The organism is Citrobacter sp. Cf132, assembly GCF_030333885.1.
GTDB lineage: Bacteria > Pseudomonadota > Gammaproteobacteria > Enterobacterales > Enterobacteriaceae > Citrobacter > Citrobacter freundii.
Genome location: NZ_JAOWFA010000054.1, coordinates 96,079 through 109,725 on the forward strand (window position 1 = coordinate 96,079; position 13,647 = coordinate 109,725).

At 56.5% G+C, this 13,647-nt stretch carries 12 protein-coding genes; 5 read left to right on the forward strand and 7 right to left on the reverse strand.

Going from position 1 to position 13,647, the window contains the following annotated elements:
- Positions 1 to 332: 332 nt before the first annotated feature.
- The 3 genes from OGV85_RS11760 to OGV85_RS11770 are packed head-to-tail and all read left to right on the forward strand — an operon-like array spanning position 333 to position 5,268.
- Complete coding sequence (locus OGV85_RS11760; RefSeq protein WP_061547456.1) at positions 333 to 1,400, forward strand: HlyD family secretion protein; 1,068 nt, start codon at positions 333 to 335, stop codon at positions 1,398 to 1,400.
- Complete coding sequence (gene rbbA, locus OGV85_RS11765) at positions 1,397 to 4,144, forward strand: ribosome-associated ATPase/putative transporter RbbA (RefSeq protein WP_048218800.1); 2,748 nt, start codon at positions 1,397 to 1,399, stop codon at positions 4,142 to 4,144. The genes OGV85_RS11760 and rbbA overlap by 4 nt, the downstream gene beginning before the upstream one ends.
- The gene (locus tag OGV85_RS11770; RefSeq protein ID WP_061547457.1) at positions 4,144 to 5,268 is read left to right on the forward strand and encodes an ABC transporter permease; all 1,125 of its coding nucleotides are present in this window, start codon (positions 4,144 to 4,146) and stop codon (positions 5,266 to 5,268) included. Before rbbA ends, OGV85_RS11770 begins: the two co-directional genes overlap by 1 nt.
- Positions 5,269 to 5,362: 94 nt before the next feature.
- Here OGV85_RS11770 and nikR read toward each other — a convergent pair whose 3' ends face one another.
- From nikR to OGV85_RS11785, 3 genes are all read right to left on the reverse strand, one after another.
- A complete protein-coding gene (nikR, locus tag OGV85_RS11775) occupies positions 5,363 to 5,764 on the reverse strand; it encodes a nickel-responsive transcriptional regulator NikR (protein ID WP_003023387.1) in 402 nt (133 codons plus the stop codon).
- A gap of 49 nt (positions 5,765 to 5,813) precedes the next feature.
- A complete protein-coding gene (gene acpT, locus OGV85_RS11780) occupies positions 5,814 to 6,392 on the reverse strand; it encodes a 4'-phosphopantetheinyl transferase AcpT (protein ID WP_061547458.1) in 579 nt (192 codons plus the stop codon).
- 62 nt (positions 6,393 to 6,454) lie between these two features.
- A complete protein-coding gene (locus tag OGV85_RS11785) occupies positions 6,455 to 7,504 on the reverse strand; it encodes an AI-2E family transporter (protein WP_003023393.1) in 1,050 nt (349 codons plus the stop codon).
- 133 nt (positions 7,505 to 7,637) lie between these two features.
- Between OGV85_RS11785 and OGV85_RS11790 the strand changes: the two genes are divergently transcribed.
- Positions 7,638 to 8,855, forward strand: coding sequence for an MFS transporter (locus OGV85_RS11790; RefSeq protein WP_016151126.1), 1,218 nt, complete (start codon positions 7,638 to 7,640; stop codon positions 8,853 to 8,855).
- Between the two features lie 3 nt (positions 8,856 to 8,858).
- On the opposite strand, the gene OGV85_RS11795 is transcribed toward OGV85_RS11790, so the two are convergent.
- Together OGV85_RS11795 and OGV85_RS11800 are read right to left on the reverse strand one after the other, a co-directional pair.
- Positions 8,859 to 9,416, reverse strand: a complete 558-nt coding sequence (locus OGV85_RS11795; RefSeq protein ID WP_003837816.1) for a DcrB family lipoprotein — start codon at positions 9,414 to 9,416, stop codon at positions 8,859 to 8,861.
- 72 nt (positions 9,417 to 9,488) lie between these two features.
- The gene (locus tag OGV85_RS11800; RefSeq protein WP_003837818.1) at positions 9,489 to 10,154 is read right to left on the reverse strand and encodes a 7-cyano-7-deazaguanine/7-aminomethyl-7-deazaguanine transporter; all 666 of its coding nucleotides are present in this window, start codon (positions 10,152 to 10,154) and stop codon (positions 9,489 to 9,491) included.
- Between the two features lie 168 nt (positions 10,155 to 10,322).
- Here OGV85_RS11800 and tusA point away from each other — a divergent pair, with 168 nt between their 5' ends.
- On the forward strand, positions 10,323 to 10,568 hold the full coding sequence (gene tusA / locus OGV85_RS11805; protein WP_061547459.1) for a sulfurtransferase TusA: 246 nt from the start codon (positions 10,323 to 10,325) through the stop codon (positions 10,566 to 10,568).
- 93 nt (positions 10,569 to 10,661) lie between these two features.
- Here tusA and zntA read toward each other — a convergent pair whose 3' ends face one another.
- Together zntA and OGV85_RS11815 are read right to left on the reverse strand one after the other, a co-directional pair.
- Complete coding sequence (gene zntA / locus OGV85_RS11810) at positions 10,662 to 12,860, reverse strand: Zn(II)/Cd(II)/Pb(II) translocating P-type ATPase ZntA (protein ID WP_061547460.1); 2,199 nt, start codon at positions 12,858 to 12,860, stop codon at positions 10,662 to 10,664.
- A gap of 74 nt (positions 12,861 to 12,934) precedes the next feature.
- The gene (locus OGV85_RS11815) at positions 12,935 to 13,561 is read right to left on the reverse strand and encodes a lysoplasmalogenase (RefSeq protein WP_003023410.1); all 627 of its coding nucleotides are present in this window, start codon (positions 13,559 to 13,561) and stop codon (positions 12,935 to 12,937) included.
- Positions 13,562 to 13,647: the final 86 nt, after the last annotated feature.

Genomic DNA, 13,647 nt, shown 5'->3' on the forward strand with positions numbered 1-13,647 from the left:
GATATACGAAATATTTCTTGTGCCAGGGCTGAACTGGAAACGACAACCGAATAGACATATTGAATCCAGGTGTTAGTATTCAATAGACAGCAGTTATGAGTATGCGTGTTTCATTTCCGGCCAGGAACGCTGATGATGACAACATTACTACCCGATTTCACAGCATTTTCGTCACTCACTTCCTTCGCGGCGTGCGTTGCTATTACGCCTGTCCGCACTCTGGCCATTATTTCTCATTCCTTCTCATCCCGGATGGAATCTCCCGCTGAATAGCTGTTCAGTGGGCTTTGTGACACGCATCGTTTGATAACAGGGATTACGGCGGGTCGGATATGGAAAAGATTAAGCGTCATCTGGTGTGGTGGGGCGCGGGTATTGTGGTGGTGGTTGCTGCAATAGCATGGTGGATGTTGCGTCCTGCGGGGATTCCGGAAGGTTTCGCGGCCAGCAACGGCAGAATAGAAGCTACCGAAGTGGATATTGCCACCAAGATTGCCGGACGAATTGACACAATCCTCGTATCGGAAGGGCAGTTCGTTCGTCAGGGCGAGGTGCTGGCGAAAATGGATACCCGCGTGCTGCAGGAGCAGCGGCTGGAAGCTGTCGCGCAAATCAAAGAAGCCGAAAGCGCGGTGGCGGCGGCACGAGCGCTGCTGGAACAGCGGCAAAGTGAAATGCGAGCCGCGCAGTCGGTGGTAAAACAGCGCGAGGCGGAACTGCAGTCGGTCTCTAAACGTCACGTTCGCTCCCGTTCTCTATCCCAGCGTGGGGCTGTATCCGAGCAACAGCTGGATGACGACAGGGCCGCGGCTGAAAGTGCTCGCGCGGCACTGGAATCCGCAAAGGCGCAGGTCTCTGCGGCAAAAGCCGCAATTGAAGCCGCTCGTACCAGCATCATTCAGGCGCAAACCCGCGTAGAAGCCGCGCAGGCCACCGAACGTCGCATTGCCGCTGATATTGATGACAGCGAGCTGAAAGCCCCGCGCGATGGTCGTGTGCAGTACCGCGTCGCTGAACCGGGCGAGGTGCTTTCCGCGGGCGGGCGCGTACTGAACATGGTCGATCTCAGCGATGTCTACATGACGTTCTTCTTACCTACCGAACAGGCTGGTTTATTGAAGATTGGCGGTGAAGCTCGCCTGGTGCTGGATGCTGCGCCGGATCTGCGTATTCCGGCGACCATTAGCTTTGTGGCTAGCGTCGCGCAGTTCACGCCGAAAACGGTCGAAACCAGTGATGAACGGCTGAAGCTGATGTTCCGCGTTAAAGCGCGTATCCCGCCAGAGCTGTTGCAGCAGCATCTGGAGTACGTGAAAACCGGTCTGCCGGGCATGGCGTGGGTGCGTGTTGATGAAAATCACCCCTGGCCTGACGACCTGGTGGTGAGGTTGCCGCAATGACGCATCTGGCGCTGGTTCCCGTTCCTCCCGTGGCGCACCTTGACGGCGTGAGTCAGCATTACGGGAAAACGGTCGCGCTGAACAACATCACGCTGGATATCCCTGCCCGCTGTATGGTGGGGCTTATTGGCCCGGATGGCGTCGGAAAATCGAGCCTGCTGTCGCTCATCTCCGGCGCGCGGGTCATTGAACACGGCAACGTGATGGTGCTGGGCGGCGATATGCGCGACCCAAAACATCGACGGGATGTCTGCCCGCGCATTGCCTGGATGCCGCAGGGGTTAGGGAAAAACCTGTACCATACGCTGTCGGTGTATGAGAACGTCGATTTCTTTGCCCGGCTGTTTGGTCATGATAAAGCGGAACGCGAAGCGCGGATTACCGAGCTGCTGAACAGCACCGGCCTGGCACCGTTTCGCGACCGTCCCGCCGGGAAACTCTCGGGCGGGATGAAGCAAAAACTGGGATTGTGCTGCGCGTTAATCCACGACCCGGAACTGTTAATTCTCGATGAACCCACCACCGGTGTCGATCCGCTGTCCCGTGCCCAGTTCTGGGATCTAATTAACAGCATTCGCCAGCGGCAGACCAACATGAGCGTGCTGGTTGCGACCGCTTACATGGAAGAAGCCGAGCGCTTTGACTGGCTGGTAGCGATGAACGCCGGGGAGGTGTTAGCCACCGGGAGCGCCCAGCAGTTACGCGAACAAACCAACAGCAACACGCTGGAGCAGGCGTTTATCGCGCTGCTACCTGAAGCCCAGCGCCAGGCGCATAAGCCGGTGGTGATCCCGCCGTATCACGCTGAGCAGGAAGAGATTGCCATCGAGGCGAAAGACCTGACTATGCGCTTCGGTAAGTTTGTCGCCGTTGACCACGTTAACTTTCGTATTCCGCGCGGGGAAATCTTCGGTTTTCTCGGCTCCAATGGCTGCGGTAAATCCACCACCATGAAGATGCTCACCGGTCTGCTACCCGCAAGCGAAGGTGAGGCGTGGTTGTTTGGGCAAGCGGTTGACCCGAAGAATATCGATACCCGCCGCCGGGTGGGCTATATGTCGCAGGCGTTTTCGCTCTACAGCGAGCTGACCGTCCGGCAAAACCTCGAACTACATGCGCGGTTGTTCCATATCCCCGAAGCAGAAATCCCCGGGCGGGTACAAGAGATGAGCGAGCGCTTTTCGCTGACCGATGTCGAAGACGCGTTGCCCGGCGCGCTGCCGTTGGGGATCCGTCAACGTCTGTCGCTGGCGGTGGCGGTGATCCATCGCCCGGAAATGCTCATTCTTGATGAGCCGACCTCCGGGGTCGATCCGGTGGCGAGGGACATGTTCTGGCAACTGATGGTCGATCTGTCGCGGCAGGACAAAGTGACCATTTTTATCTCCACCCACTTTATGAACGAAGCGGAGCGCTGCGACCGGATGTCGCTGATGCACGCCGGAAAAGTACTGGCCAGCGGCACGCCGCAGGAACTGGTGAAACAGCGTGGCGCCGCCAGTCTGGAAGAGGCGTTTATCTCCTGGTTACAGGAAGCGGCAGGCCCGGCACCGGAAGCTCAGTTACCGCCAGCCAATGTTCCGATAGCGCATGAAAATAGTCAGCCGCCGCGGCAGGGCTTTAGCCTGCGGCGGTTGTTCAGCTACAGCCGCCGTGAAGCGCTGGAACTACGACGCGATCCGGTACGTTCAACGCTGGCGCTGATGGGCACAGTGATCCTGATGCTGATCATGGGCTACGGCATCAGCATGGATGTGGAGAACCTGCGTTTTTCGGTGCTCGATCGTGATCAGACCGTCAGCAGCCAGGCGTGGACGCTGAATCTGGCGGGATCGCGCTATTTTATCGAACAGCCGCCGCTCACCAGCTATGACGAGCTGGACAAACGGATGCGTTCGGGCGAAGTGGCGGTAGCAATAGAGATCCCGCCAAACTTTGGCCGCGATATCGCGCGTGGCACGCCGGTGAAGATTGGCGTCTGGGTCGATGGCGCAATGCCGAGCCGCGCTGAAACGGTCAGAGGTTACGTACAGGCGATGCATCAGACCTGGCTGCAGGATGTGATGGCGCGTCAACCCAATTCCAGTGGGCAAAACGGGCTGATGACCATTGAAACTCGCTATCGTTACAACCCGGATGTAAAGAGTCTGCCGGCGATTGTTCCGGCGGTGATCCCGCTGCTGCTGATGATGATCCCCTCGATGCTCAGCGCCCTCAGCGTAGTGCGTGAGAAAGAGCTGGGGTCGATTATCAACCTGTACGTTACGCCCACGACCCGCAGCGAGTTTTTACTCGGCAAACAGTTGCCGTACATCGTGCTGGGGATGCTGAACTTCCTGCTGCTGTGTGCGCTGTCGGTGTTTGTGTTCGGCGTCCCGCATAAAGGGAGTTTTTTAACCCTGACGCTGGCCGCGCTGCTGTACGTCACCATTGCTACCGGGCTGGGTCTGTTAATTTCCACGTTTATGAAAAGCCAGATCGCGGCCATTTTTGGTACGGCGATTATTACGCTGATCCCGGCGACGCAGTTTTCTGGGATGATCGATCCGGTCGCCTCGCTCGAAGGGCCTGGACGCTGGATTGGTGAAATTTACCCGACCAGCCATTTTCTGACCATCGCGCGTGGGACGTTCTCTAAAGCGTTGGATCTGACCGATCTCTGGCAGCTGTTTATTCCGCTGGTGGTAGCCATTCCGGTGGTGATTGGTCTGAGCGTATTACTGCTGAAAAAACAGGAGGGGTGATGCGCCGATTACGCAATATTTATAACCTCGGCATCAAAGAGTTGCGCAGCCTGCTGGGTGACAAAGCGATGCTGACGCTGATCGTCTTTGCCTTCACGATTTCGGTTTATTCTTCCGCGACCGTCCTGCCGGGTTCGCTGCATCTGGCGCCGATTGCTATTGCCGATATGGACCAGTCGCAGTTGTCGAACCGGATTGTGAACAGCTTTTATCGCCCGTGGTTTTTACCGCCGGAGATGATCACCGCTGATGAGATGGATGCCGGACTGGACGCCGGGCGCTACACCTTCGCCGTGAACATTCCACCTGATTTTCAGCGTGATGTGCTGGCCGGGCGGCAGCCGGATATTCAGGTTAACGTCGATGCCACGCGGATGAGCCAGGCCTTTACCGGCAACAGCTATATCCAGAATATCATCAGCGGCGAGGTGAACAGCTTTGTGGCGCGTTACCGTGACAATAGTGAGCCGCCGGTGGCGCTGGAAATGCGTATGCGCTTTAACCCTAATCTGGAACCCGCCCGCTTTGGTGCGGTGATGGCGATTATCAACAACATCACCATGCTGGCGATCGTGCTTACCGGGTCGGCGCTAATTCGCGAGCGCGAGCACGGGACCATTGAGCATCTGCTGGTTATGCCGGTGACGCCGTTTGAGATCATGATGGCAAAAATCTGGTCGATGGGTCTGGTGGTGCTGGTGGTTTCCGGTTTATCGCTGATGCTGATGGTAAAAGGCGTGCTCGGCGTACCGATTGAAGGTTCGATACCGCTGTTTATGCTGGGCGTGGCGCTGAGCCTGTTCGCCACCACCTCTATCGGTATTTTTATGGGCACGCTGGCGCGCTCTATGCCGCAACTGGGGTTACTGATGATTCTGGTACTGCTGCCGCTACAGATGCTCTCTGGTGGTTCTACACCGCGTGAAAGCATGCCGCAGGTGGTGCAGGACATAATGCTGACTATGCCAACTACCCATTTTGTCAGCCTCGCGCAGGCGATACTTTACCGCGGCGCAGGGTTTGGCATCGTCTGGCCGCAGTTCCTGACGCTGTTGGCGATTGGCAGCGCGTTCTTCCTGATAGCGCTGCTGCGCTTTAGAAAGACGATTGGCACGATGGCGTAAACATTATTGCCAGGGGCTTCGCTTGCCTGGCCTACAAACGGTAACGGAGTAGGCCGGATAAGGCGTAGCCGCCATCCGGCAACGAAACAGGCAATTACTCTTCTTTCGGCAGGCACTGCAAATGACCGTGGCGCACGCCGCGTTGGGAGATCACGTCATCGGCAAAATGCTGTACATCGCCCATATCGCCTTTTAGTACGGCGATTTCCAGGCAGTCGTCATGGTTGATGTGCACGTGCAGCGTGGCGACCGATAAATCGTGGTGGTGGTGTTGGGTAGAAACAATGCGGCTCGCCAGGTCACGCTTCTCATGCTCATAAACATACGAGAGTACCGCGAAGCCCTGAGTGCCGTGCTCCTGAGTGGTTTCCTGCGCCAGTGCGCCGCGCAGAATATCGCGGATCGCTTCGGAACGGTTGTTGTAGCCACGGCGCTGACTCAGGCCGTCGAGCGTTTCTAATAAATCGTCATCAAGTGTGATGGTGATACGTTGCATCAGATTTCAACCTTACGATATTGCGCGGTGGCGCACGGGAATGAGGGCATTACAGACGCTGTACGGCGTCGGCGGTCAGGGTAAACGGCGTGGGGGTGCACACCGCCAGGCTCAGGGTATCGATCTGGCACTGGCTGACGGAGAGTGAGGAGGTCAGCGCGGTACTGTCGACGCTGACGATTTGCCAGGCACTGCCGCCGCGCTGTTTCACGATAGCTTCTTTACGCGTCCAGATGCGCCAGAACGCCGCCAACTGTTGCTCCGGGTGTTCGGCTTCAACTTCAGCGTGTTCCCCAAGACTGAATACCGTATTTGCCAGCGTTTGCCAGTTATCGCGCGGGCGAATAACTTCAATATCGCAGCCGACTTCCCCTTCGTCGCTGAGCAGCAGGACGATGTCATCGCCGCTGTGGCTGAGATTGAACCACAGCGGCGTATCGGCGGAAAAGGCCGGTTTTCCTTGCTCGCCATAGATGATGTTCGGTAATGGCGAAAGTGCATGGGAAAGCAGCACGCGACCTGCCAGCCAGCGCGCACGGCGAACACCTTGCGGCGCTTGCTCTTTCATCGCGGCAGGCAGTTCGCCAGCGCTTAAAACAGAAACTTTCCCAAGAACGATCCGGTACATATCAGGACTAACCTTTAGTAATAATGGGGTTGTGTACCACTCTTCACATGCTGTTTGCAAGTTTATCCCGGTAATCGACTTTTGGGCCTGCCGGGTCCCAGTAAAATTGCCAGTTTGCTACCGCCTGTGGTCGTTTCCATCCAGATTTTACACACGCTGGTTAACGGCACAGAGAGCAGCATGCCTACCGGGCCGAGCAGCCATCCCCATACCAGCAAAGAGAGGAAGACGATAAGCGTCGATAATCCCAGCCGATGCCCCATCATGCGGGGTTCGAGGATATTGCCAATAACCATATGCACCACCAGGAACAGCGCACCAACCAGTACGCATTCGTAAATGCCGTTGAACAGCAGCGCCTGGATCATGGGCGGGACGGCGGAAATGACCGAGCCAATGTTGGGCACGTAGTTTAGCAGGAAGGCCAGCACGCCCCACATCAGAGCAAACTGAATCCCCATCAGTGCCAGACCCAGCCAGATGATGGCACCGGTCCATAAGCTGAGCAACGTTTTCAGTGCCAGATAGTGAGATACGCCCTTGAGCGCCCGATGCAGCCCCGCAATATGGATTTGTGGGTTGTTCAGCGAAAAGCGCAGCTTATAAGGAACATGACGTACCTCAAACAGCATAAAGACGACCGTCATCACCAGCAGAACGACGCTGGCCATGGCGCCGGAAAGACTTGTCATCAGCGTGGTGGTGAAGGTCATTATTTTGTCGGAGTCCATGCGTTGTAGCATGCGCTCCGGGGACATATGCAGATTTAAAAAGGGAACCATCTCTTGCAGATGCAGGACCTTACGTGTCAGCTCCTTGTTGTATTTGGGTAGCATGGCCATGAATTCCGTGATCGAAGACGCGAGGACGCCGATCAGTGCCGTGAGGACGAACAGCATCACCACCACTACGAGCGTAATGGCAACCGGGCGACGTACTCCCCGGCGAATAAACCAGGCGACCAGCGGATTCAATACAATGGCAAAAAAGAGGGCCAGCAGCAGTTGCACAATGATATCCGCCGCGGCATGAATACCGGCGAGGATCACCACCAAAGCAGCCAGTTTGAGTAAAATGTGCAAACCCGTTTTATCGGGCTGAGCGGTTGTCATATTTTCTTCCTGTTTGCGTTTTTGCATTAAGTGTAGCGGCTGGCTTGCGGCTGAGATTCCTAAACTGACTGCTGATTTCTGCGCGGCAACATGGTAGAAATGAAACACTGTTGTGAAAATGTGGTGACCCTCCATGCCCGAACCCGTCGCTGAACCGACGCTGAGCGGTTTACGCCTTAATCTGCGCATTGTCTCTGTGGTGATGTTCAACTTCGCCAGCTATCTGACCATCGGCCTGCCGCTCGCGGTATTGCCGGGCTACGTCCACGATGTGATGGGGTTCAGCGCCTTCTGGGCTGGGTTGGTTATCAGCCTGCAATATTTCGCTACGCTGCTGAGCCGTCCGCATGCCGGTCGCTATGCTGACCTGCTGGGGCCAAAGAAAATAGTGGTATTCGGGCTGTGTGGCTGCTTTTTAAGTGGTCTGGGCTATTTGCTGGCAGGATCAACGAACGGCTGGCCGTTGGCTAGTCTGCTGCTGCTGTGTCTGGGGCGGGTGATTCTCGGGATCGGGCAAAGCTTTGCCGGAACTGGCTCTACGCTGTGGGGCGTGGGGGTGGTTGGCTCAATGCACATCGGACGGGTGATTTCCTGGAATGGCATCGTGACCTATGGCGCAATGGCGATAGGCGCGCCGCTGGGCGTTCTGTTTTATGCCTGGGGGGGCTTACAGGGGCTGGCGCTGACCGTGATGGGCGTGGCGCTGGTGGCGATACTGCTGGCGCTTCCTCGTCCTGCGGTGAAGGCCAGCAAAGGCAAACCGTTGCCGTTTCGCGCGGTGCTCGGGCGCGTCTGGTTGTACGGTATGGCGCTGGCCCTGGCCTCCGCTGGATTTGGGGTGATCGCCACGTTTATTACCCTGTTTTATGATGCCAAAGGCTGGGACGGCGCAGCTTTCGCGCTGACGCTTTTTAGCTGCACATTTGTCGGCACTCGACTGTTGTTCCCAAATGGTATCAACCGTTTAGGCGGGCTGAATGTGGCGATGATTTGCTTTAGCGTCGAGATTGTCGGGCTGCTGCTGGTCGGGATGGCTTCCATGCCGTGGATGGCGAAAATCGGCGTTCTGCTGGCTGGGGCTGGGTTCTCACTGGTTTTCCCGGCGCTGGGCGTGGTAGCGGTAAAAGCCGTCCCGCAGCAAAATCAGGGCGCTGCGCTGGCGACCTACACGGTGTTTATGGATTTATCGCTGGGGGTTACCGGGCCGCTGGCCGGGTTGATAATGACGTGGGCGGGCGTGCCGGTTATCTATCTGGCGGCAGCTGGGCTGGTGGCGGTGGCGTTATTGCTGACCTGGCGGCTAAAAAAACGGCCTCAGGTGGTGTCACCGGAGGCCGCGTCATCGTCTTAACCGTTACTGGATAACCAGCGTGTTAATGATGTTTTCTGCGGTAGTCTGCGCTTTTTGCTGATCGTCAGCAGGCAGCGTGATTTGCAGGGTCAGCAGTTGATTGTCCACTTTACCCAGCACTACGGAAGAGTAAGCGGTCTGGCCTTTGGCTGAGATGATGCTGTCTAACTGCTGCAGCGTGTGGCCTTTCAGCTCAATAGATTTATTGGTGACGACCTGCAGCTGCGGGTCGCGGCTACGCTGCTGATCTTCCAGACGTTTTGCCAGCACAGCCAGGTCTTCGTTGGTGTTGTCGCCAACAATCACAATCACCGCTTTCTGGCCGGTTGCGTCAGAATAGACGTGCATATTGTTCGCCTGGGTGCCCAGCTTGCCGCTCTGATCGGTCATATCCGCTGGCAGGGAAAAACTGAGTTTGCCGTCCAGCAGGCTGACCGGTTGTCCGCTGGCGCTACTTTCTGCGGCAGCACCCTCGGCTGGCGCTTTTGTATCGCTATTATCACAGGCTGCAAGCCCCATAACCAGCAGGCCAATACCGACATATTTAACCAGATTGCGCATTGACTTCTTCCTTTCGATAAACGGCCATAACGGCTCATTCGTCCATCTTATCACAACTCGGAAAATGAACCTTTAACTCGTCTGCAATGCAGCGATTTCGGATTTATCTGCCAGCCTTTTCAGCAACATATTCAGCAGCACGCCGTACATCGGCAGGAAGAAAATAATGCTGATCAGCACCTTGAAACAGTAATCGACCAGCGCGATTTCCATCCAGTGCTCGGCCATAAAGGCATCCGGGCTACGCCAGAAAGCGATAAAGAAGAAGGCCAACGTATCGCTGATATTGCCAAATAGCGTGGACGCTGTCGGTGCCAGCCACCAACGACGGTTCTGGCGCAGGCGGTTAAAGACGTGCACATCCAGAATTTGTCCCAGCGCGTAAGCCATAAAGCTGGCGGCGGCGATACGGGCAACAAACAGGTTAAAGTGCAGCAGTGCGCCAAATCCCTGCCACGATCCCATATAAAACAGGGACGAAACGACATAGGAGATCAGCAACGCGGGGATCATCACCGCAAAGATGATACGTCGAGCCAGCGGCGCGCCAAAAATACGCACGGTCAGGTCGGTCGCGAGGAAAATAAACGGAAAGCTAAACGCGCCCCATGTGGTATGGAAACCAAAAATGGAGATTGGAAGCTGCACCAGATAGTTGCTGGAGGTGATCACCAGCAGATGAAATAGCGATAGCCAGAACAACGCTTTTACGCGCTGAGTTTGTGTAAACGGAGTCATATTGTGACCTTTTTGTTGGATGGGGTGAGGGAACCCAATAAAAAACCGTCGCATGATACTGCTTTAAGAGCACATTGCAATGGTTGTTTTTCACGCAATCGTTAACCTGATTGGCTTACGCCACAACAGAGCGTAAAATAACGCCGTTTTTGTATGAATGAGACGACGATGAGCGATCTGTTTACTTCCCCCGACCATACTCTTGATGCCCAGGGACTGCGCTGCCCGGAACCGGTGATGATGGTGCGTAAAACCGTACGTGGCATGCAGGCCGGTGAAACACTGCTGATTGTCGCCGACGATCCGGCAACAACCCGCGATATTCCTGGCTTCTGTACCTATATGGAGCATGAGCTGGTGGCCAAAGAGACCGACTCGCTGCCGTACCGCTATCTGCTGCGTAAAGGTCACTAGTTTTGTTTGCCGGATGGCGCTAACGCTTATCCGGCCTACAAAGAACGTGTAACCCGTAGGCCGGATAAGGCCACGCCGTCATCCGGCAAAAAACTATCCTTTACGTAACAACCGCAGCGCGTTAGCGGTCACCAGTACCGTTGCCCCCGTATCGGCCAGCACTGCCAGCCACAATCCGGTTATCCCGAGCAGCGTGGTGACGAGGAAAATCCCCTTCAGGCCCAGCGCAATCGCAATGTTCTGGCGAATATTGGCGTGGGTGGCCCGCGCCAGTTGAATCATTTGCACCAGACCGCGCAGGCGGTTGTGGGTCAGGGCGGCATCGGCGGTTTCCAGCGCGACGTCGGTACCGCTTCCCATCGCAATGCCGATGGTAGCCGCTTTCATTGCCGGAGCATCGTTGATACCGTCGCCAACCATCGCCAGCGGCGATTGTCGGTTGAGATGGGTAACGGCCTGCACCTTATCTTCCGGCAAGAGTCCTGCTTTAAATTCGAGACCCAGTTCACCGGCAATGGCGGCCGCTGCACGCGGGTTATCACCGGTCAGGATCACGCCTTTCACGCCAATCTGATCAAGCTCGGCGATAGCGTTGCGAGCGTCGTCGCGCAGCGTGTCCTGTAGGGCCAGCACGCCGAGTACAGTATCGTTACGCAGCACCAGCACCACCGTTTGGCCCGCGCTTTCCATCTCGCTTATCTGCCCGGCAAAGGCATCAGCAGGCTGCTTACCGGCGGCGCAAATCAGCACGCGCTCGCCGTCGACCAGCGCTTCAATTCCAGAGCCAACCAGAGCCCGTTGCTCTCTTGCGACAGGAATAGTCAGTTCACGTGTTTGTGCTTCCCGGACAATCGCTTGTGCCAGCGGGTGTGTCGCACCTTGCTCTACTGCTGCCGCCAGTGCCAGCAGTTCAGCTTCACCAATACCGCTTGCCGGATGAATCGCTGTGACGCGCGGTTTACCGATGGTCAGGGTGCCGGTTTTATCAAACGCCACCTGTGTGACTCTACCCAACTGTTCCAGCGCGGCACCGCCTTTGATTAACGCTCCACGACGCGCCGCGGCGGCAAGACCAGAGGTAATGGCTGCGGGGGTTGAAATCACCAGTGCGCAAGGACAGCCAATCAACAGCAGCGTCAGTCCTTTATAAATCCACTCCTGCCAGGATGCGGCAAACAGCAGCGGCGGTACGAGGGTGACCAGCAGCGCAACCGCCATAATGGCTGGAGTGTAAATTCGACTGAAACGGTCAATAAAGCGCTCAATGGGGGCGCGACGTTCTTCCGCTTCTTCAATCAGCTTCAGAATACGATCAATGGCGCTGGCGCCCGGTTCGGAGAGCACTTCCAGCGTAACCAGACGGTCCACGCTGGTGGCACCTGCCGGGACTTTCTCGCCGGTGGCGCGTTCAACCGGGATCGATTCGCCGGTCAGGGCGCTTTCATCAAAGCTGGCAAAACCGGAAACCAGTTTGCCGTCGGCAGGTAAACGCCCACCCGCGGCAACTTCAATAACATCGCCAGGCCGGAGGGTATTGATAGCCACCTCTTCGCGCTCGCCGTTATGCAGGCGTGTGGCGGTTTCCGGTTTGAGCGCCATCAGTGCGCTGACCCCTTTACGGGCACGGCTGGCGGCCCATCCTTCCAGGCGTTCGCCAATTAAAAACAGCAGCAGCACCATGGCGGCTTCCGCCGTCGCGCCGATAAACAGTGCACCAATGGCGGCCACGCTCATCAATGTTTCAATGGCAAAGTAGCTGCCGGTTTTCATCAGACGCAGGGCCTGACGGGCAATGGGATACAGACCGACCAGCGTGGTGGCGATAAACGCTATCTGACCGAAGGGATGATTGAACTGCTCCAGTCCCCAGCTAATCGCCATCATGATAATCAGCGAAATCAGCGGTAGGTTTTCTTTAAAACGTGACTCGGGGGCGGCGTCCGTCGCGTGCTCATCGCGCAGGGTATAGCCTGCTTTTTGCACCGCGTTTTCAACTTGCTGGCGGATATCGGAACCGGCATCGACCACCAGTTTTTCAGTGGCGAACAGAACCTGGACCTGGTTGACGCCGCTGACCTGGCGGACCGCATTCTCTACTTTGCGGGCGCAGGCTGCACAGTCCATGCCCGCCACTTTCCAGGAATAGCGGGTACCTAGTACGGTATCGGATACGGGCGGTGTAGTGGAGCAGCTTCCTTCGCAGCAGCAGTCATCCGCCTTTTGTGGCGCAGGCGCTGGCTTGAAAGAAGAAAATTGTGGGGCCTTTTTGCCACTGGTATCAGGTGTCGACATGGCATCCTCCGGTTGATAATCATTTCGTATTAACCGGAGGATACACTCTGGAGTCGACTCCAGAGTCAAGCGTTTTAAAGATACAACGAACGAACAATCAGGAAATGTCCGGCGAAGTAGCAGGCGGCGGCAATGGCGTTATCGGCGCGAAAGCGACGACGGTAATGGCTACCCAGCCAGACAATATTGCCGATGAACAGGAGCGATGCGCCCATAAATGCCGACAGCGCCGGAGCGGTCGGGCGGAAGAACCACAGCTCACCGGCCATCCAGACCATCATCAGCGTGATGCCAATAAAGGTGCAGATAGCGACACGCAGCTCTTCCAGACGCGTCCAGATCACGGCGATCAGCAACGCCCCCAGTACCGCCAGCACCAACGGCAAAGGCCAGAAGAACGACAGCGTCATTTGGCTGGCGAAGTAAATGGTATACAGCAGATGCGACAGGAAGAATGCCCCCACTGCGTACAGCAGGCGTTGGCGCGGCAATAACGTCAGCGCATCGCCCAGCAGCGAGGCCAGCAGACCAGCCAGCACCAGATAGCTGATAGCGTTAAACATTGGCGCCTGCCAGGCCAGCAGCGCCAGCAGGAGTAACGTCAGGGGTTTAAAGACCCAGCGTTGCCAGGCGGGCCCACGATAGGAAGCATCCACGAACAACCATGCGGAAAGGCAGACAGCGATAAACGACCAAAGCATCTTAGTTCCTTGAATTCGTTATTTTTTCGTAAGCGGGGTGCTTACGGCTCTACTGTCCAGTGTAGAGGTCGACACTGCCAGATGAC

Bases quoted from the DNA above. Each gene is read 5' to 3' on its own strand.
- OGV85_RS11760 (WP_061547456.1), top strand. From the start codon at position 333: ATGGAAAAGATTAAGCGTCATCTGGTGTGGTGGGGCGCGGGTATTGTG.
- rbbA (WP_048218800.1), top strand. From the start codon at position 1,397: ATGACGCATCTGGCGCTGGTTCCCGTTCCTCCCGTGGCGCACCTTGAC.
- tusA (WP_061547459.1), top strand. From the start codon at position 10,323: ATGAGCGATCTGTTTACTTCCCCCGACCATACTCTTGATGCCCAGGGA.
- OGV85_RS11770 (WP_061547457.1), top strand. From the start codon at position 4,144: ATGCGCCGATTACGCAATATTTATAACCTCGGCATCAAAGAGTTGCGC.
- OGV85_RS11815 (WP_003023410.1), bottom strand. From the start codon at position 13,561: ATGCTTTGGTCGTTTATCGCTGTCTGCCTTTCCGCATGGTTGTTCGTG.
- zntA (WP_061547460.1), bottom strand. From the start codon at position 12,860: ATGTCGACACCTGATACCAGTGGCAAAAAGGCCCCACAATTTTCTTCT.
- OGV85_RS11790 (WP_016151126.1), top strand. From the start codon at position 7,638: ATGCCCGAACCCGTCGCTGAACCGACGCTGAGCGGTTTACGCCTTAAT.
- OGV85_RS11795 (WP_003837816.1), bottom strand. From the start codon at position 9,416: ATGCGCAATCTGGTTAAATATGTCGGTATTGGCCTGCTGGTTATGGGG.
- OGV85_RS11800 (WP_003837818.1), bottom strand. From the start codon at position 10,154: ATGACTCCGTTTACACAAACTCAGCGCGTAAAAGCGTTGTTCTGGCTA.
- nikR (WP_003023387.1), bottom strand. From the start codon at position 5,764: ATGCAACGTATCACCATCACACTTGATGACGATTTATTAGAAACGCTC.
- acpT (WP_061547458.1), bottom strand. From the start codon at position 6,392: ATGTACCGGATCGTTCTTGGGAAAGTTTCTGTTTTAAGCGCTGGCGAA.
- OGV85_RS11785 (WP_003023393.1), bottom strand. From the start codon at position 7,504: ATGACAACCGCTCAGCCCGATAAAACGGGTTTGCACATTTTACTCAAA.